Annotated in this window: 16 protein-coding genes, 1 pseudogene and 2 riboswitches; of the genes and pseudogenes, 10 read left to right on the top strand and 7 right to left on the bottom strand. The window is 71.2% G+C overall.

Translation table 11 applies throughout. The annotated features are described in order from the left end of the window. Together ACTWPW_RS57965 and ACTWPW_RS57960 are read left to right on the top strand one after the other, a co-directional pair. Positions 1-1,273, top strand: a 1,273-nt coding sequence (locus ACTWPW_RS57965) for a PQQ-dependent sugar dehydrogenase (RefSeq protein WP_443174102.1), incomplete at its 5' end; no start/stop codon positions are given. Positions 1,274-1,491: 218 nt separating this feature from the next. Then, positions 1,492-1,965, top strand: a complete 474-nt coding sequence (locus tag ACTWPW_RS57960; protein WP_375115984.1) for a hypothetical protein — start codon at positions 1,492-1,494, stop codon at positions 1,963-1,965. A gap of 27 nt (positions 1,966-1,992) precedes the next feature. Here ACTWPW_RS57960 and ACTWPW_RS57955 read toward each other — a convergent pair whose 3' ends face one another. Continuing rightward, positions 1,993-2,577, bottom strand: a complete 585-nt coding sequence (locus ACTWPW_RS57955) for an O-methyltransferase (protein ID WP_375115983.1) — start codon at positions 2,575-2,577, stop codon at positions 1,993-1,995. Positions 2,578-2,592: 15 nt separating this feature from the next. After that, positions 2,593-3,189, bottom strand: coding sequence for a TetR/AcrR family transcriptional regulator (locus ACTWPW_RS57950; RefSeq protein ID WP_375115982.1), 597 nt, complete (start codon positions 3,187-3,189; stop codon positions 2,593-2,595). Between the two features lie 68 nt (positions 3,190-3,257). Between ACTWPW_RS57950 and ACTWPW_RS57945 the strand changes: the two genes are divergently transcribed. Continuing rightward, on the top strand, positions 3,258-4,181 hold the full coding sequence (locus ACTWPW_RS57945; RefSeq protein ID WP_443174101.1) for an NAD-dependent epimerase/dehydratase family protein: 924 nt from the start codon (positions 3,258-3,260) through the stop codon (positions 4,179-4,181). A 105-nt stretch (positions 4,182-4,286) separates the two neighbouring features. Here the strand turns inward: ACTWPW_RS57945 and ACTWPW_RS57940 are convergent, their stop codons facing one another. After that, entirely contained in the window at positions 4,287-4,922 is a 636-nt protein-coding gene (locus ACTWPW_RS57940; protein ID WP_375115980.1) for a CHAP domain-containing protein, read from the bottom strand. 12 nt (positions 4,923-4,934) lie between these two features. Next, positions 4,935-5,083: riboswitch (cyclic di-AMP (ydaO/yuaA leader) on the bottom strand. A gap of 423 nt (positions 5,084-5,506) precedes the next feature. Further along, positions 5,507-5,651: riboswitch (cyclic di-AMP (ydaO/yuaA leader) on the top strand. Positions 5,652-5,663: 12 nt separating this feature from the next. Here ACTWPW_RS57940 and ACTWPW_RS57935 point away from each other — a divergent pair. Further along, entirely contained in the window at positions 5,664-6,428 is a 765-nt protein-coding gene (locus tag ACTWPW_RS57935) for a glycoside hydrolase family 25 protein (RefSeq protein WP_375115979.1), read from the top strand. A 322-nt stretch (positions 6,429-6,750) separates the two neighbouring features. Here the strand turns inward: ACTWPW_RS57935 and ACTWPW_RS57930 are convergent, their stop codons facing one another. Both ACTWPW_RS57930 and ACTWPW_RS57925 read right to left on the bottom strand, forming a co-directional pair. After that, positions 6,751-9,087, bottom strand: coding sequence for a fibronectin type III domain-containing protein (locus ACTWPW_RS57930; protein WP_443174100.1), 2,337 nt, complete (start codon positions 9,085-9,087; stop codon positions 6,751-6,753). Between the two features lie 244 nt (positions 9,088-9,331). After that, complete coding sequence (locus tag ACTWPW_RS57925; RefSeq protein WP_443174099.1) at positions 9,332-9,931, bottom strand: TetR/AcrR family transcriptional regulator; 600 nt, start codon at positions 9,929-9,931, stop codon at positions 9,332-9,334. Between the two features lie 155 nt (positions 9,932-10,086). Between ACTWPW_RS57925 and tal the strand changes: the two genes are divergently transcribed. Continuing rightward, positions 10,087-11,202, top strand: a complete 1,116-nt coding sequence (gene tal / locus ACTWPW_RS57920; protein WP_375115976.1) for a transaldolase — start codon at positions 10,087-10,089, stop codon at positions 11,200-11,202. A 128-nt stretch (positions 11,203-11,330) separates the two neighbouring features. Further along, the gene (locus ACTWPW_RS57915) at positions 11,331-12,641 is read left to right on the top strand and encodes a sensor histidine kinase (protein ID WP_443174098.1); all 1,311 of its coding nucleotides are present in this window, start codon (positions 11,331-11,333) and stop codon (positions 12,639-12,641) included. 230 nt (positions 12,642-12,871) lie between these two features. Here the strand turns inward: ACTWPW_RS57915 and ACTWPW_RS57910 are convergent, their stop codons facing one another. Both ACTWPW_RS57910 and ACTWPW_RS57905 read right to left on the bottom strand, forming a co-directional pair. After that, positions 12,872-13,900: a cobalamin B12-binding domain-containing protein gene (locus ACTWPW_RS57910; RefSeq protein ID WP_443174097.1), complete on the bottom strand. Its 1,029-nt coding sequence runs from the start codon at positions 13,898-13,900 to the stop codon at positions 12,872-12,874. Continuing rightward, entirely contained in the window at positions 13,897-15,468 is a 1,572-nt protein-coding gene (locus ACTWPW_RS57905; RefSeq protein WP_443174096.1) for a PP2C family protein-serine/threonine phosphatase, read from the bottom strand. The genes ACTWPW_RS57910 and ACTWPW_RS57905 overlap by 4 nt, the downstream gene beginning before the upstream one ends. A gap of 161 nt (positions 15,469-15,629) precedes the next feature. Between ACTWPW_RS57905 and ACTWPW_RS57900 the strand changes: the two genes are divergently transcribed. The 4 genes and pseudogenes from ACTWPW_RS57900 to ACTWPW_RS57885 all read left to right on the top strand — a co-directional run. Beyond that, a complete protein-coding gene (locus ACTWPW_RS57900) occupies positions 15,630-16,022 on the top strand; it encodes a GntR family transcriptional regulator (protein WP_443174095.1) in 393 nt (130 codons plus the stop codon). Beyond that, positions 16,019-16,909: an ABC transporter ATP-binding protein gene (locus ACTWPW_RS57895; protein WP_375115972.1), complete on the top strand. Its 891-nt coding sequence runs from the start codon at positions 16,019-16,021 to the stop codon at positions 16,907-16,909. The genes ACTWPW_RS57900 and ACTWPW_RS57895 overlap by 4 nt, the downstream gene beginning before the upstream one ends. Beyond that, positions 16,906-17,955, top strand: a complete 1,050-nt coding sequence (locus ACTWPW_RS57890; protein WP_443174094.1) for an ABC transporter permease — start codon at positions 16,906-16,908, stop codon at positions 17,953-17,955. The genes ACTWPW_RS57895 and ACTWPW_RS57890 overlap by 4 nt, the downstream gene beginning before the upstream one ends. Further along, positions 17,952-18,637: pseudogene (locus tag ACTWPW_RS57885) on the top strand (S41 family peptidase); the annotation flags it as partial. The gene ACTWPW_RS57890 and the pseudogene ACTWPW_RS57885, both read left to right, overlap by 4 nt.

Below are 18,637 nucleotides of genomic sequence, written 5' to 3'. Positions count from 1 at the left end.
CCCGGACACCGGCCTCGGGCAGACCCCGATCATCGACATCACCGCGTCGGTGGACGAATCCGGCAACGAGCGAGGGCTGCTCGGCATGACCCTCGCGCCCGACTTCGCCGAGAGCCAGGACCTGTACCTCGCCTACACCGCGCTGCCGGACGGCGCGGTGACCCTGGCCCGGTACCGGCTGGACGAGGCCCGCCTCGAACCGCTGCTCTCCCAGGAGCACGCCGAGTTCGACAACCACAACGGCGGCCAGATCACCTTCGGCACCGACGGCAACCTGTACATGAGCATCGTCAACGGCGGCGGCGCCGGGGACCCCCTCGACAGCGGGCAGCGCCTGGACACCCTGCTGGGCAAGATCCTGCGCGTGGACGTGAGCCGGAGCTGCGGCGACCTGGCCTACTGCGTACCGGAGGACAACCCGTTCGTCGGCGTGGCGGGCGCCCGGGAAGAGATCTGGATGTACGGCGGGCGCAACCCCTGGCGCTTCTCCGTCGACCCCGCGGACGGCTCGCTGTGGATCGCCGACGTCGGGCAGGGCAGGTGGGAGGAGATCAACCACATCCCGGCCGGGCGGCAGGCCGGCGCGAACCTCGGCTGGTCCTGCTACGAAGGGCTCGAGGTGTTCGACCAGGCCCAGTGCCGCTCCGGCGCCGCGTACACCAAGCCGGTCTTCACCTACTCCCCGCACACCGGCGGCTGCGCGGTCATCGGCGGGCAGGTGTACCACGGCGAGCAGTTCGCCCACCTGGTCGGCGGCACCTACATCGCCACCGACTACTGCTACTCCACCGTGTGGGCGCTGCGCGCGAACGGCGCCGGCGGCTACGACCAGGCCGAGATCGGCCAGACGCCCACGCAGGTCACCGCGTTCGGCGCCACGCCGGAGGGCGAGCTCTACGTCGTCAACGACCTTCCCGGCGGCCTGCACCGCATCACGTTCGAACACGCCAAGCCGACCTGCCGGATCGCGTACACCACGCAGACCTGGGGTGGCGGGATGACCGTCGACCTCACCGTCACCAACACCGGCAGCACGCCGATCAACGGCTGGACGCTGAGGTTCCCCCTCGCCCGGGGGCAGAGCGTCATCTCGGACTGGAACACCGACCTCACCCAGAGCGGTGACATGATCACCGCCGTCAACGCCACCCACAACGGCGCCATCGCCCCCGGCGGCAGCGTCACCATGGGCTACCTCGCCCGCCACACGGGCGACGCGTCCCTGCCGAGCCGGTTCTCCCTCAACCGGGACGCCTGCGCCGTCAACCGCTGAACCTCAGGAAGCCACCGAGCACGAGGAGGGCCGCCGCCACGTTCGCGGTGGCCCTTCTCGGACGCGTCGGGGTCACCCGGGGAGCGCATTCCTGTCACAGCTCGCCGACCTGTCCTGTCCAGAGGGGTGTAATCACGCGACGACGGCAAGGAGTGCATCATGGACACCCGCGCTTACCTCTTGGGCGAGACCTCCTGATGCACGCCATCCTCCACACGGTGGGGATATCGGTCGGCTGCGCCCTGGCCCTGGCCCCGGCGCTGCTGCCCTTCGCCCGGCCCGCCAGGAGATGGCCGCACGTCGTCATGGCGCTCGGCATGGCGCTCGGGCACCTGGGCGGCCTGTTCCTCCCCGCCGGGGTGCTCGCCCTGCTGACCGCCGGCTGGCTCTGCGGCTCACCCTCGCGCCGCGCGGAAACCGGTCACCACATCCAGGACTTCGTGGTCATGTCCCTCCTCCTGGTGCTGACGGCGTTCGACGACCCCACGCCCGCCGGCACCTCCTCACCGGCGCACTCCCACGGGGGCGGAGCGCTGACCGCGGTGGCCCTGGTCATCGGAGTGGCCTGGACCTGCGCCCGGCTCATCCACCTTCTCCCCGGGCGGAGCCCGGACCGCAGGACGCTCAGCCAGAACGCGTGCTCGGCCGGAATGGCGGCCAGCATGGCCTTCATGACCGCGCTGGCCCTCTGACGCGCGGGCGGACGTACGCGGCGCCCCTCAGCGTCGTAGCGCGACCAGTTCGCCCTTGCCGACGTTGATCGTGGTGACCGTCAGGCCGGGCTCCTGCCGGAGCAGGTCGTGCAGGGGGGCGATCTCCTCGGGGTGGGACAGGGCGTTGTCGGCCACGAGGATGCCGCCCCGGCGCAGGACGCGATACGGATGGGGCCACCAGGACGGGTACTCGGGGCGTTCGGCGTCGAGGAAGAGCAGGTCCACCGCCCCGTCGGGCAGGTCCGCGAGGACGGCGCCGCCGTCGGCGACCCGGAACTCCACGTGGTCGGCCAGGCCCGCCTCGGCAGTCGTGCGCCGGGCGTGGGCCTGCGCCTCGGCGTCGGTGTCGAGGCTGAGGACGTGACCGCCTGCGGAGCGGGCCGCGTCGGCCAGCCACAGCGTGGACACGCCGCGGGAGGTGCCGATCTCCACGATGTCGCGCGCGTCGATGCTCTGGGCCAGGAACCAGAGGAACTCCCCGGCGTCGGGCTCCAGCACCCGCCACCGGTCCAGCCTGTCCTGCTGGGCGGCGTCGTGCCGGGCCGCGGTCTCGTTCAGGTCATCGATGATCTTCCGTACCGTCGCGTCCACGGGTAGGAGTCTGCCCTACCGCTCGCGGAGGCCGCGCACCATGGTGGCGAAGGCGTCGGTCCAGTGACGGAGGGACTCGTCGGGGTCGCCGAGGGCGCCGCGCAGGTCGAGGCTGCACAGCCCGTGCGCCAGGGCGTTGAGCCGGACGGCGAGGTCGTGGGGCTCGGCGGGGGCGAAGGCGCCTTCCCGCACGCAGCGGGCGACGGCGGCGATGAGGGTGTCGAAGGTGGGCTGGATCCGGGCGGCGGCCTCGGCGTCGGGCTGGAACCCGGGGATCGGCCGGCCGAACATGAGCTCGTAGAGGTGGGGGTTGGCCAGGGCGTTGGCGCGGTAGGCGTGGCCGAGCGCGAGGAGGTCGGCGACCGGGTCCTCGGTGCGGGGCACGGCTTCGAACGCCTGGGCCAGACGCTCGAAGCCGGCCAGGAACATCTCGCGGACGAGGCCCGCCTTGTCGCCGAAGAGCTGGTAGACGGCCATGGTGGACACGCCTGCCTGCTGTGCGACGCGGCGGGTGGTCAGCGCGGCCGGGCCCTCGGAGGCCAGGAGCCGGCCGGCGGCGTCGACGAGCTCGTGGCGAAGCTCCTGGTGGTCGCGCTTTCTCGGTCTTGCCATAGTGGCCAGCTTATCATAACGTTGTTATATAACAACGGTTTGAAACCCCTTCGGAAGGGACCAGCACCATGTCCGACCTGCATGTCGTCCTTGGCGCGACCGGCGCGATCGGCTCGGCCGTCGTCGCCGAGCTCACCGCCCGGGGCCGCCGGGTCCGCGCCGTCAGCCGGAGCGCGAACCCCGGCCCCCACGAGCTGCGGGCCGACGTCACCACCACCGAGGGCGCCATCGCCGCCTGCCAGGGTGCCGCCGTGGTGTACCAGTGCGCGCAACCGAACTACGCAAGCTGGGCCGCGGAGTTCCCCGATTTCACCAGGACGGTCCTCGCCGGGGTGGAGGCCGCCGGTGCGAAGCTGGTCATGGCCGACAACCTGTACGTCTACGGCCCCGTGACCGGCCCCATGACCGAAGACCTGCCGTACGCCGCCACCAATCCCAAAGGCCGCGCCCGCATCGAGGTCGACGACCTGATCCTCGACGCCCACCGGGCCGGGCGCATCCGCGCCACCCTCGGACGGGCCTCCGACTACTACGGCCCCGGAGGCGTCAACACCGTCATCGGCCCGACCGTCTTCGCCGCCGCCCTGGCCGGCAAGACCGCCCGCTGGGTCGGCGACCTCGACCAGCCGCACACCATCGCCTACCTGCCCGACACCGCCGCCGGGCTGGTCACCCTCGGCGAGCGCGCCGAGGCGGACGGGCGCGCCTGGCACCTGCCCGCCGCCGAGCCCATCACCGGCCGCGCCTTCCTCGACCTCGTGTGGGCCGCGGCCGGCGGCACGCCGAAGAGCGCCGGGCTCGGGCGGGGGATGCAGCGCCTCGTCGGGCTGTTCCACCCCATGGTCCGCGAGTTCGGGGAGACCTGGTACCAGCGGGACCGGCCGTTCGTCTCCGACGACTCGGCCTTCCGGAAGGCGTTCGGACCGGTCGACGTCACCCCGCACCCGGCGGGCGTGGCCGCGACGCTCGACTGGTATCGGCAGCACGCGTAGCCCGCTCTCCCGGAGCGAACACAACGGGTGGCGCAGGATCTCTCCTGCGCCACCCGTTGTCCCTTGACCATCGCACCTGGCAAGGAGCGTGCGGCCTGCCTGGGATCAGGCCTTGTACTGGGGGTAGCCGTAGCCGACGACCTGGGACTTGGGCCGGATGCGCTGCTCGACCTTGCCGTTGCCGGTGTTGCCCTCGATCGTGGTGATCGTGCCGTTGCCGTTGTCCTGCTTGACCAGGCCCACGTGGTCGATGCCCGTGGTGCTCTTGCCGTTCCAGTCGAAGAAGACGACGGCGCCGGGCTTGGCGGTCGTGCCCCAGTGCTGGTTGGTCTGGAACCACTTGGCATAGGTGACGGTGTAGGCGTCCCAGCCCATGCTGGGGCGGACGCCGGCCTTCTCGCCGACCCAGGAGACGAACATGGCGCACCACGGAGCGTTGGCGTAGGCCCGCACACTCCCGCCGTCACGGGTGATGGTCTCCTGCGCCCGGGGCGAGGACATGTACCAGCTGTGGAACGGGGTGCCACCGCCCGCGGCGTTCTCGGCCACGCCGATCTGCGACTCGGCGACCTTCAGCACCGACTGCGCGGACACCTGACCCGCGGACTTCTGCGCCTGGGAGTCGTCGGCGGCGAAGGCCGGACCGGCGGCGAGAACGGCACCCGCCGCCACGGCCGCCCCGACGGCGAACCGGGTGAGGCTCGCGGGCTTCAGGGCACGGGAAAGGGTGTACTTGGCCATTACTTGGATTGCTCCTCGCTTCCATGCCGCCTACCGGGTTAGCTGACGGGTTCGGGCGTGGAAGTGCCCTACGGAGCGCTCGGATCAGAGCGCGCCGATTCACCCCGAAAAAAGGTGGGTCCCCGGTTCCGCTGCATTCACGGATTCGGCGGGCCGCGTCACACATCCCTGCACGTCCGTGCTGGTGAGACGCGGTCTCGACAAATGAACGGCGTCACGCGACAAGTGCTTGTCGGCAGGTCGTACGCCTTGAGTCCTCAAAGGTAAGCGAATCGCATAGAAAGATGCAAGCCGGGCCCTGGGAAAGGCAACAGGATCCCCTGTGACATAGGCGATCGCGACACAATTCTTTACCCAAGCAGCATGGTGGACGGGGTTTAGGAGGGCAAAAGAGGTCGCATCACGAGTATCACAAGTCACAGCCGTTCCGGACCGGCGACCAGGGCGGCGCCGGAAACTTTACCCAGCCCCGGAAGCCCTTGCCGGCGCGGCTTTTCGGGCTCGTTCCCGCCGACGAACATGGGGCTTCGCTTTGCCATACTTGCTCCCACTTTAGGGAGATCTGTACCTTTACTGGGCGCGGTCCGCCGCGCCCGCCGAATCCGCGACCCCGCGGAGCCGGGGATCCACTCTTCGGGGTGAATCGGACGCCGGCCCGAGCCGCGCCCGTAGGGGCGACTTCCAGTCCCGAACCCGTCAGCTAACCCGGTAGGCGGCATGGAAGAAGGAGTCGACATCCCCATGCTCAAGCCTCAGCTTGCCGCGATCGTCAGGAACCGCCGCCCCGCCGAGCTCTTCGCGCTGGCCGTCGGAGGCGTGATCCTGGCCGCGACCACCGCCGTCACCGGCGCGACCGGTACGGTGCTCGCCTCGCCCACCGGTCACGGCACCACCGTGCAGGCGACCCAGCACAGGACCCAGCAGCTCACGTACGGCCTGGACATCTCCAACTACGAGCCCCAGTACGACTGGGCCGCCAGCCCCGCCCAGTTCGGCATCATCAAGGCCACCGAGGGCACCGGCTTCCGCGACGCCTCGTTCGCCCGGCACTGGCGTGAGCTGGGCGACAAGGGCATCGTGCGCGGCGCGTACCACTTCGGGCACCCCGGCAACGACCCCATCGCCGAGGCCGAGCACTTCCTGTCCGTGGTGAACGCCCAGCCCGCCAAGGCCGGCGACCTGCTGGTCCTGGACCTGGAGACGACCGACGACAGGTCCGTCGCCCAGGTGAACGCGTGGGCCAAGGCGTGGCTGTCACACGTGAAGGCCAGGACCGGGATCACCCCGATGTTCTACAGCGGCTGGAACTTCGCCGACACGTACGGCAAGGGCCTGGCCGAATATCCCCTGTGGGTCGCCCACTACAGCCGGGCCAAGGGCGCGCTCACCCCGCCCGCCGACTGGAAGTCCTGGACCATCCACCAGTACACCGACTCCCCCATCGACCAGAACGTCTCCGCGCTGACCCCCGGCCAGCTGCGCGACCTGGGCAGGCACGCCGCCTGACCGGCGCGTGCCTTCCCGTCTGCCCTTCCGCCTGGGAGGGCACGCGCCGCAGAGCAAGCACCGCAGAGCAAGCACCGCAGAGCAAGCACCGCAGAGCAAGCACCGCAGAGCAAGCACCGCAGAGCAAGCACCGCAGAGCAAGCACCGCAGGACGTGCGCCGCAGGACGACTCGCCGCCGCGACGAAGAGCAGGGCGGCGGTGGCGAGCGAGGCCGGGGCGGGGCCGGGCAGCGCGTCGCCGCGAACGGTGCGCCGCCCCGCTGAGACGGTCGGGGCGGCCGGAAGGCCGGGAGCGGCAGCCCGATCCCGGCCTCCCGGTGGGTCACTCGAAGGTGAGTGAGTCGATGGTGACGGTGCTGTTGCCGCCGTACCAGAAGCCCATCGCGAGCTGTCCGGGGGACGCGCGGTTGATCCCGTTCGCGGACATCGGAAGCCTGATGTCCTTGTACGCGGTGGTGATGGCCGGACGGCCGCCGCCGTCGAGCGTGAAGTCGCCGAACGCCTTGGTCACCCCGCCGAGGCCGAGGTGGAAGTGGGCCTGCTCGCCCCCTGCCGCGCCCTTGATCCGGACGACGAGATGGGTGTACGCGGACAGGTCGGTGTACACGTCGCTGCCGAACCAGCCGCAGTTGTCGTACCGCAGGCTGAGCGCCCCGCCGGACACGGCGCCGGAGCCGCCGCCGTTGAGGAAGCAGTTGCCGCCGGTCCACCTGCGGAGGTCGTTGCGGGCGGCGGACGGGTACGCCGGGTTGCCGTCGAAGTCGTCCACGACCAGGCCCGCGGACGTCGCCGGAAGGGTGACGACGGTGACGGGCGCCGACGCGGCGGAGGTGTTTCCCGCGGCGTCGTACGCCCTGACGGTGTAGGTGTAGGAGGTCGCGGGGTTCAGCCCGGTCTCGGTGAAGGAGGTCGTCGCCGAGGTCCCGACCTGGGTGGCGCCGCGGTGGATGCGGTATCCGGCCACGCCGACGTCGTCCGTGGCCGCCGTCCAGGACAGGGTGACCGAGCTCGCGGTGCGTGACGGGGAGGTCAGCCCGGTGGGCGTGGTCGGCGCCGTGGTGTCCTGGCCGCCGCCGCTGCCGACGGTGACCGGGCCGAGGCCGAGCCAGCCGTCGGCGCCCTGGGTGGCGTTGGCGAAGCGGAGCTTCTTGGCGTTCGAGGAAACGGTCTCCAGCGGGTTCTTCACCCGGAGGACCCACTGGTAGCCACCGTTGGGGACGCCGGAGAGGTTGACGCCGGCCTGGAAGTACTGCGGGTGGCCGTAGTCCAGATAGGTCGGGTCCGAGCCCACACCCCAGTCGGGGAACGCGCGGATCTTGAGCGGCATGACCGTGCGGAGGTCCCAGGACGTGTCGAAGGTCCTGACCACGGTCCCGGCGCTGTTCTTGAGGCCGAGGGTGACCGTCCACGGGTAGTAGAACGGTGCCACGCCGTTGTTCCTGATCCGTACGCCCACGTTCGTGGTGCCGCTCGCGGTGTCCTTGAAGTACGCGTTGTCGACGGTGAGGTCGTACCCCATGAGGCGGACGGCCGCCGCGACGTTCGGGTCGCCGGCCGCGTAGCTCTGGCTCTGTTCGTTGATTTTCCAGGTGGTGTGCTCCAGCTCGATGCACGCCTTCATGTTGTCGACCTGCCCGGAGCCGCCGGGCCAGGACGCGAACGCCGAGGACTGGATTTCGGGCCGGACCTCGCCGCCCATCGAAGCGATGATCCACTTGTTCTCGGCGCCGTGGCTGAGGGCCCGTTCGAGCTGGGCGTAACCGGCCCCGCCGAGCGACTGCGGCAGCGTGACGCCGGCCAGCGGGGAGCCTTCCTTGTAACAGAAGGAGTCGTCGTGGTAGCCGATGTCCCGGCTCGTCCCCGCGCCGGCCGCCGAATCGGGGTAGCGCATCTCCAGCTTGGTTCGGTTGAACGCGTTGTCGTACGCCTGGAGGATCTGCGCGGCGTGCGCGTCGGTCGGCATGAAGTTCGGGTGGGTGTCGCCGCTGGTGTCGGTGTCGAACGGCCAGGTGTGCCACTCGCCCCACAGCCCGATCAGGCCCAGGTGGATGAACCCGATGCGCGGGTCGCCGTCGTACCGGGCGCCGAAGGCCGCGATGAAGTCGCCCAGCGCGTCGAGCAGGTACGGGCTGTCGTAGTCCGGGCTGGTGGTGCCCCAGTAGGTGTTGGTCCGGTACGTGACGTGCCCGTCGAAGCAGCGCGGGATGGCGTTGGCCGGGTGGCTCCCGGAGCCGCCGGGGTACTCCAGGTAGAACCGCACGGCGGCCTGGTTCCCGTACGACGCGATCTCGTTCAGCGCGCTGTCGAGGATCGACCAGTTGTACTTCGAGCAGTCGGCCGGGTCGGTCATCAGCTCTGACAGGCCGAAATAGCTCCACGTGAGGGAGTGCGGGTAGCCGGTGTTCTGGTCGGCCCCGGGCCAGTAGAAGCGGGCGAAGCCCTTGAGCGGGTTGTCCAGCGGTCCGGGTGCGGCCGCCAGCGGGTGTGCCTGGAGCGACGGGTCGGGCGCCACGGGGGCCGGCGGCCGGGGCGGCACGCCGCCCGGGACCGGCGCGGCCGCCCACGCCTGGGCGGCCGGGAACAGGGCCAGCGCGACGGCGGCGAGCGCCGCGAGTAAGGCCCGGCGAAGCCGCCGCGATGGCAGAAGGAGGGCAGGCATGACCAGGGAACCTCCGAGATACGTGACCGGCAGAAGCCTGCTGCGGGCCGCCGTTGACCCGCCGCATGGGGGTTGACGTGGGACGGAAGGGTTCAGAGACGCTGCCGCACGCCCCTCGACATATGAGGAGCCTTTGACAAATTTCCGATTGCTCACATCATTATTCGAGAGCCAGCCCGTGACAAGAGGTCAATTTCACCGAGCACCCGAGCGCGCGCCTGCCCGCGCCGCCCGATCTACGGGTTCACGCACGTGCCATGGCCGGCCACAGCACGTCCACGACACGTTCGGGGATCTCCTCCCTCGGCTCCCCCGCGTAGAACGCGGCGAAGTAGCTGCCGAAGCACATCATCGCGATCATCCGGACGTCGATGCCGGCGTGGAGCACCTGACGGTCCCGCAACTGCCGCAGCACCTCCTCCATCAGCGCGAGCCGGGGCTCGACGGCGTGCGTGCGCAGGATCTCGAGCAGCTCCGGAGTGCGGGGCAGCTCCCCGGCGAAGTTGCCCATCAGCACCATGGCGTCGGGGTTGTAGCAGGCCGGGTCGAGTCGCCGGACGGCCTCGACGAGGGCCTCGCGAGGCGCCAGCCCGGACAGGTCGACGGTGTACATGTCGCGCTGCTTGCGGAAGCCGTAGTCGAGTGCGTCGACGACCAGGTCGAACTTGTTCTTCCAGCGGCGGTAGAGCGTGGGCCGGGTCACCTTGGCGTCGGCGACGATGTCGCCGATCGTCATCCGGGAGTAGCCGTCGCGTACGAGCCGCTTACGGGTGGCCAGGATGATGGCCTCGTCGATGCCCGTGTCACGCGGCCGGCCGCCGGAGCTCGCCCGTTGCGCGTCCATGACCGCCTCCACCTCGAGATACGTTACAGCAAGTAACTGTAACACAAGGGGGAATGCCCGTATTCGGTGGTTTCGTTACAAGCATTGACTGTAACGAAACAGCGTATCCGGCACCAGACGAGAGCTGGTGTCGCCAAAGGGGAAGGAAAAGAGTTATGAGCGGTAATGACCGACTTGCCCAGCTGGCCGCGGCCGGGGTGTCCATCTGGCTGGACGACCTGTCGAGGGAACGGCTGAACTCGGGCGGTCTCGCCAGGCTCATCCGCGACCACCACGTCGTCGGGGTCACCACGAACCCGACGATCTTCGCCACCGCGCTGTCGAGCGGCGACGGCTACGACAAGCACCTGCGCCGGCTGGCCGACGCCGGCGCCGACCCGGACACCGCCGTCCGTGAGCTGACCACCGCGGACGTGCGCGCGGCCGCCGACCTCCTCCGTGGCGTCCACGACGCGACGGACGGCCGGGACGGCCGGGTGTCCATCGAGGTGGACCCCCGCCTGGCCCGGGACACCGAGGGGACGGTGACCGAGGCGCGGCAGCTGTGGCAGGCCGTGGACCGGCCCAACGTCTTCGTGAAGATCCCGGCGACCCGGGAAGGGCTGCCGGCCATCACCGCGGCGCTGGCCGAGGGCATCAGCGTCAACGTCACGCTGGTCTTCTCGCCCGAGCGGTACCGAGCCGTGGCCGACGCCTTCCTCACCGGCCTCGAACAGGCCAGGGCCCATCGCCTTCATCTCGGCCACATCTCTTCGGTGGCCTCGTTCTTCGTCTCCAGGGTGGACACCGAGGTCGACCGGCGGCTCGACGCCATCGGCACCGGCGCGGCCGGAGCGCTGCGCGGCCAGGCCGCGATCGCCAGCGCCCGCATCGCCTACGGCGTGTTCGAGGAGGTCTTCGCCACCGAGCGGTGGCGCGCGCTGGCCGCCGCGGGCGCCCACCCGCAGCGCCCGCTGTGGGCGTCCACCAGCGTCAAGGACCCTCGCTACCGCGACACCCGTTACGTCGAGGAGCTCGTCGGCGCGGGCACCGTCAGCACGATGCCCGAGCCGACCCTCCTCGCCGTCGCCGACCACGCGCTCATCACGGGCGACACGATCACCGGCACCGCAGCACACGCGCGGGAGGTCTTCGACCGGCTCGCGTGGGCGGGTGTCGACCTGGCCGGAACGTTCCAGGTGCTCGAGGACGAGGGCGTCGGCAGGTTCGCCAAGTCCTGGCGGGAACTGCTCGACACCGTGGCCGAGCGGCTGGTGGAGGCGAGTGGCTGACGTGGTGGCGCATACATCGGTTCGACAACTTCTGTCCGTACGGAGATGACATGTCACTCCTTCCACGCCCGCGTTCCGTCCGAGGTCGGTGCACACTCATCGCGGCTCTGTTCGCAATGAGTGTGCTGGTGGTGCTAGGCGCGACCCTTGACCTCGCGATCCGCTACCGGGTCCAGTCCGACTCCTTCCGCCTGGCAGAACGGGTGGCGAGCCAGTGGAGCCCGGTGGCCCGCAGCGGCCTGGTGCCGCACCCGATCCCGGCCAACCCGCCCGTCGACCTCATCCAGGTCGTGGACGTGCACCACCGGGTCACGAACTCCAGCCGGGAAGCCTCCTCGACGGTCCCGCTCAGCCGGCTCCGGCCACCGCCCGACGCCCGTTTCCAGCCGCACACCGAGTGCCCGCCCAACAACCGATGCATCCTGCTGCAGGCCATCCGCCTGACCCCGGACGAGAACGCGAGTGTCGTCTACGCCGGCACCCCGGAACCGGACCTGCTGGCCACCCACCGCCTCGAATACGCCATCGCGGCCGGGATCGCCCTGATCACCGGCATTGCGGCATGGACCGCATGGGTGCTGGTGGGGCGCGCGCTGGGCCCCGTCGAGGCGATCAGGGCCAGGATGTCGCAGATCACGGTGAGCGACCTCAGCATGCGCGTGCCCGAACCGCAGGGCAACGACGAGATCGCCCGGCTCGCCACCACCGCCAACCAGACCCTCAGCCAGCTCGAGGGCGCGGTGGAGCAGCTCCGCCAGTTCGCCTCCACGACCAGCCACGAGCTGCGCACCCCGATCGCCGGGCTGCGCACGCAGCTGGAGGAGGCCCTGCTCTACCCCGACGACGTGGACGCGCGGGACGCGCTGCAGAGCGCGCTGGTCACCGCCGGGCGGCTGGAGGAGATCGTCAACGACCTGCTGCTGCTCGCCCGCCTCCGGGCCAGCGATCCGCTGCCCCCGGAGAAGATCGATCTCGGCGAACTCGTCACCGCGGAGGTTCGCGCGCAGCCCGGGAGCGTGCCGATCGCCGTCCACGCGCCCGCCGGGCTGGAGATCCGCGGCTCCCGCATGCAGCTGATCCGCGTGCTGGACAACCTCCTGTCCAACGCTCAGCGGCACGCCGAATCATCTGTCGAGGTCAGCGTCGCGCCGGCCGACGAGGGGGTCGTGGTCGCCGTGGCCGACGACGGGCCCGGCGTCCCGCCCGCCCACCGCGAACGCATCTTCGAACGGTTCGTCCGCCTCGACGACGGCCGCCGCCGCGACCCCGGGGGCAGCGGGCTCGGCCTGGCCATCTCCCGCGACATCGCGCACGCCCACCACGGCACCCTCACGGTCGGGGACTCGCCGCGCGGGGCGAAGTTCGTGCTGTGGCTGCCGCTCATCAGCGGATGCCCCGCCCCACCGCAGAACCAGCCGGAGAAGGGCAGGACGTCATGAACCTCGGCAACACGCCGACCGTCAGGGTGGTCCGTCCCGGGGGCGGGGAGTCGGTCGCCATCGGGGGCTTCGGGGCGGTCTTCAAGCTCCACAGCCGCACGAACCGCCGGCGCCGGCCTTCACGAGACGCCCGGATTCACCGAACTCGCGACGAGGTACAGCCTCACCGACGGCGACCCCGGCTGGCTCGACGACGTCGTGGCCCGTCACGGGCTGACGTCCCCGACCCACTAACCGGGCGGGCGGAGCGTCGCCCGGGTCCGCGTCAGGGTGGCGCGGGCCTGCGGCAGGTCGGTGAGGTGGGCGTCCATCGCGTCCAGGGCGGCGGCCAGCACGCGCTCCGGTACGCCGCGCGACCTGAGCAGCTGCGCCATCCAGCCGATGAAGGTGGTGAACAGGTCAGGGTCGTCCACGTACGCGGCGGTCCTGAGGAAGTCGACGATGTAGGCGACGTCTTCGGCGGTGTGTCCCGGCTGCCCCTCCGGGATGTGCCGGCCCAGCTCTTCCATGACGCTTCTGACCAGGTCCGGAGCGCGGGCGGTGAGCTGGCTGTACTCGTGGCCGGCCAGGTGGGCCGGACCGCCGGCGCTCAGCCCGGACGTGGGCCGGTGCGGCAGCGGCCCGTCGAGGAGGTCGGCGGCGGTGCGGGCGTCGGGTGCCCAGGCGTCGGCTCCGAGCAGCTGGGCGTAACGGCCGTCGGGGCCGAAGGCGGCGCCGCCGGCGAGCACGGGCGTGCCCGCCGCCTGGCAGGCGATGATCGCCGCGTGCGCGGCGGGCAGGCGGGTGGCGATCGAGTTGGACAGCCCGACCACATCGGGGGCCGTCCGGTGCAGGTGCACGATCAGGTGCGCGGTGGGCACGTGGGCGCCCAGGTAGTCGACCCGCCAGCCGCGCAGCCGCAGCACCTCGGTCAGCAGCCAGGCGGGGAACGTGTGCCACTCGCCGGCCACGCACGCCACGGTGATCCGCCCCTTGGACGGCTCGGAACGGTGGTCCCGTGCGACCGGATGGTGGGCCACGACGGTGAGGACGCGCTCGTTGACGGCGGTGGCCGTGTGTTCCTGGGCGACCGTGAGGCGGTTGGCCGCCCAGTCCTGGCCGATGCGGGCCTGCGCGGCGGCGACGACGTCGAGGAGCACGGTCTCCGCCGGGACGCCGGCGTCGAGCGCGGCCCGCGCCGTGTCGATGGCGGTGTACTCGTCGCCGGCTGTCGCCGCCTCCTCCAGCGCTCCGACGTACCGCTCGATGTCGTGCTTCACACCGGCCGCCCTCCGGCCGCGGGAGCCTCGCGCGGCGCCCCGATGGCGACGATCGCGATGTCGTCCTGCTCCCCCTCGCCCGCCCACTGCGACGCGAGCATCTGCACGCGCTCCGCCAGGGCGTCCGGCGGCATGCCGGCGCACTGCCGCAGCTCCTCCCGCAGCCGCTCGTCGCCGAACATCTCGTCGCCGAGCGGCCCGCCCCTGGCCTCGATGACGCCGTCGCTGTAGAGCAGGCACATCTCTCCCGGCCGCAGGAGCACCGTCTCGGTGACGCTGCTGACCTGCTCCAGGATGCCGATCAGGGTCCCCTCGGTACGGGCGACGTCCACCCGGCCGTCGTTGCGCACGATCATCGGCGGCGGGTGCCCGGCGCTGGTCAGCCGCAGCGCGAGCCGCGTGCCTCGGCGTTCGACCGCGGCCAGCACCAGGGTGACGAAGCGCAGGCCGTCACCGGCGAGCAGGACGGCGTTGAGCTGTTCGAGCACGCGCTGGTGGTCGTCGGCCAGCGGCAGCAGGGCGCGCAGCGTGTTGCGGATCTTGCCGGTGATCACGGCGGCCTCCAGCCCCTTGCCGGAGACGTCACCCAGCACCACCAGGGATTCGCGGCCCGAGCCGACTGCGGGATGCACGTCGTAGAAGTCCCCGCCGACCAGCGCGCTGTCGCCCGCCGCCCGGTAGCGGGCCGCCACCTCGGCGCCGTCCAGGTGCGGCGTCACCGGCGGCAGCAGGTCGGCCATCAGCGTCTCGGCGACGGCCGCCTGCTCGGCGTACACGCGGGCGATCGAGATCGCGGTGCCCGCCCGCCCGGCGAACAGGCGCGCGAACACCTCCTCGCGCGGGGAGAAGCCGGCGGCCGAGCGGCGCGACAGGACGAGCGCGCCCACGGGCAACCCGTATCCGGGGAGCGCGATCACCACCACGGAGCCGACCCCGCCGGCCCGGTCACGCACCACCCAGCCGGGGGCCTGCGCGGGCTCGATCCAGCGGGGCGGCCTCGGCGGGATCCCCTGCAGCGCCTCGACGAGCCCCGGCAGTGTCCGCGGGTCGACGTTCAGGCTCGTGTGTACGGCCTCGCCGCCCGAATCGCAGCAGGTGACCTGGTACCGGCGGCTCCCCACCGGCATGACGACCCATGCGGCGTCGGCGAGATGCCGCACGGCCAGGCGCGCGGTCGCCTCCAGGCAGCGGTCGAGGTTGAGTGAGGACAGCAGCTCGGTGGCGACCTCCACCATGGAGACGGCGGAGTCCCGCTCGACCCGCAGCGCCTCCATGGCCCGCTGCTGTCCGGTGACGTCGACCAGCCACCAGGTGACGCGTCCGGCGTCCGCGTACACGGGATGCGCCTCGAACACCCGCTCGCCGATCGGCCCGCGAGCCGGCCCGCGCCGGCCCTGTGCGAGCCACGCCGGCGACGTGTCACCGGCCGCGCGGTGGAGCAGCGACCGGGCGGCCCCGTTCGCCTGCTCGATGATGCCTGAGGCGTCCGTCACCAGCATCGGGTACGGCGTGTCCTCCCCCAGCATGCCGATCCTGCCCCGTCCACGATCACCTGCGAGTTCTTTCACCCTACGGACGTGAAGTGCATGACTTTCTCGACGGCGAATCGTATTTGTGTCATTTTTCGCCGCGCGCGGGCCGCCATCGGAGTTCCCGCCGGGAGCTTCTTAACCGGCGCCATACATGGGACGATCTAAAGTACTAGGAAGCTAGATAAATGGAGTCATCGGTGATCGAGTTCCATCTGGATGCGAAGTCCGGCCTCTCGCCCTACCTGCAGCTGGTCCAGCAGGTACGGCATGCGCTGCGCCTCGGCCTGCTGCGCGAGGGCGACCAGTTGCCGACGGTCAAGGAGGTCGTGGCGCATCTGGCGATCAACGCCAACACCGTGCTCAAGGCCTACCGCGAGCTCGAGCACGGGGGCCTGGCCGCCGCCCGGCCGGGGGTGGGCACGTTCGTGACGGCGACGCTCACCGGCACCTCGCTGGCCGCGCACGGCCCGCTGCGGCTGGAGCTGCAGCGCTGGCTGGCCAAGGCCCGCCGGGCCGGCCTCGACGAGGAGAGCATCGAGGCCCTGTTCCTGACCACCTTTCGCACCACCGCACAGGAGGACATAGCGTGACCGCTGTCCTGCAGGCCCAGCAGCTGGGCAAGAAGTACGGCAAGCGCTGGGCGCTGCGCGAGTGCACCATCGACATCCCGCAAGGCCACGTCGTGGGGCTGGTGGGGCCCAACGGAGCGGGCAAGACCACGCTGCTGAAGCTGGCCGGCGGCCAGCTGGAGCCGACCGCGGGTGGCATCACCGTGCTCGGCGGCCGGCCCGCCGCCGGCCCGGCGCAGCTGGCCAGGGTCGGCTTCGTCGCCCAGGACACCCCCGTGTACGCGGGCCTGAGCGTCGCCGAGCACCTGCGGCTGGGCGCGCGGCTCAACCCCCGCTGGGACAGCGTGATGGCGCGCGAACGCATCGCCCGGCTCGGGCTCGATCCCGCGCACCGGGCGGGCAAGCTGTCCGGCGGCCAGCGCGCCCAGCTCGCCCTCACCCTGGGTCTGGCCAAGCGGCCCGAGTTACTGATCCTGGACGAGCCGGTCGCCTCGCTCGACCCGCTGGCCCGCCGGGAGTTCCTGCAGCACCTGATGGAGGCCACCGTCGAGCACGAGCTGAGCGTGCTGCTCTCCTCCCACCTGGTCTCCGATCTGGAACGGGTCTGCGACTACCTGATCGTCCTGGTCGACTCCCGCGTGCGGGTGGCCGGGGAGGTGGACCGGCTGCTGGCCACCCATCACCGGCTCACCGGCCCCCGCCGCGATCCCGACCGGCTGCCCGCCGACCAGCACGTCATCTCCGCCCGGCACACCGACCGGCAGAGCACATACGTCATCCGCACCGACGGCCCGATCCACGACCCCGCCTGGACGGTCACCCAGCTCAACCTGGAGGACCTCGTGCTGGCCTACATGGAGCAGCGCACCGCCGACAACCGGCGGGTCGCCCTGGAGGTGCGGGGATGATCTGGCTGACCTGGCGCCAGTTCCGCGGCTCGGCCGCGATGATGGCCGCCGTCCTCGTCGTCCTCACCGCTGTGCTGGCGCTGACCGGCCCGGGCCTGGCCACCGACTACTCCGCCGGGATCGCCGACTGCGCCCCGGACAACACCTGCGACCGCTTCTACGACCGCTTCTTCGACGAGTACCAGACCCCGTTCATGGCCGTCAGCCTCGTCGTGCTGCTCCTGCCCGCTCTCGCCGGGCTGTTCTGGGGAGCGCCGTTGATCACCCGCGAGCTGGAGGCGAGCACGCACCTGCTGGTGTGGAACCAGAGCGTCACCCGAGGCCGCTGGCTGGCGGTCAAGCTCGGGCTGATGGGTCTGACCGCCGTGGCCGCCGCCGGGCTGTGCGGCCTGGCGGTGACCTGGTGGTCCGACCCGCTGGACAAGTCAGCCGCCGCGGGCTTCGGCCTGATGGCGCCGCTGGTGTTCGGCGCGCGCGGCATCGCCCCCATGGGGTACGCGGCCTTCGCCTTCGTCCTGGGCGTGACCGTGGGCATGCTGGTGCGCCGCACCCTGCCCGCCATGGCCCTCACCCTGGCCGTCTTCGCCGCGATCCAGCTCGCCATGCCGCTGTTGGTCCGGCCGCACCTGAGCACTCCGGTGACCGCGACCTTCGAGCTCGGCAAGGGGAACGTGGAGCACCTCGGCATACCGCCGAACGGCAGCGGACCCGCGCAGATCATGCTGTCGCCGGTCGTTCCCGGCGACACCGGCGCCTGGCTCCTGTCGACCGAGCTCCTCGACCCGTCCGGGCGCGCGGTGGCCGGCGGCAACGAGGAAGCCGCCATCCCGGTTTCCGCGACGTCGGGTCCCTGCGGACCGCAGGGAGCACAGCGCATGGACGGGTGCATGGCCGAGATCAACCGGCTCGGTTACCGGCAGCAGGCCACCTACCATCCCCTCGACCGGTTCTGGCCCTTCCAGTGGATCGAGACCGGGCTCTACGCCCTGCTCACCCTCGGCCTCACCTGGTTGTCCTTCTGGTGGATCCGCAGGCGCCTGTCATGACCACCCTCAGGATCGCCGCCAGGATCACCGCCGCCAGGATCGCCGTCAGGATCGCCGCCGCCGGGCTCGCCCTCCTCCTGGCCGCGGCCTGCACGGCCCCGACGCCACCCCGCAGCCAGGCCAGCCCGGCGGCCGCTACGGTCTGCGCGCCGCCCCAGGGACCCCCCGCAGCCCAGACGGCCACCACGATCGACGTGATCGAACAGGCCTACTTCTGCATCCTCGGCAACCACTACAGCGGCGCCACACTGGACGCCCGCGCCCTGCTCATCGCCGGATTCGCCGCCCTGACCCAGGAACTCAACCGCCACGGCCACGACCTGCCGGGAGCCACCATGCCGGCACTGACCGGCAACCGCACCACCGACTGGACCGCCTTCGAAACCACCTACCGAAAGATCACCGACCAGGTCCCCCACCTGCACACCAAACTCGCCGTCACCACCCTGGACGCCATCGTGGCCGCCCTCGGCGACAACCACGCCTCCTGGACCCACCACATCGAACAACCACCCGACCACTACGACGGCGACGGCTACGGCCTGGGCCTGCACACCAACCTCACCAGCCGGCAGGCAACCGGCAACCCCGAAGCCGCCCTGCCCCCGCTGTTCATCACCACCGTGCACGGCGGCGCCGCCCAACAGGCCGGACTCCGCCCCGGCGACCTCATCGAATCGAT

Source organism: Nonomuraea sp. KM90, from assembly GCF_052246675.1.
GTDB lineage: Bacteria > Actinomycetota > Actinomycetes > Streptosporangiales > Streptosporangiaceae > Nonomuraea.
This window is presented reverse-complemented; position numbering and strand designations above follow the sequence as displayed.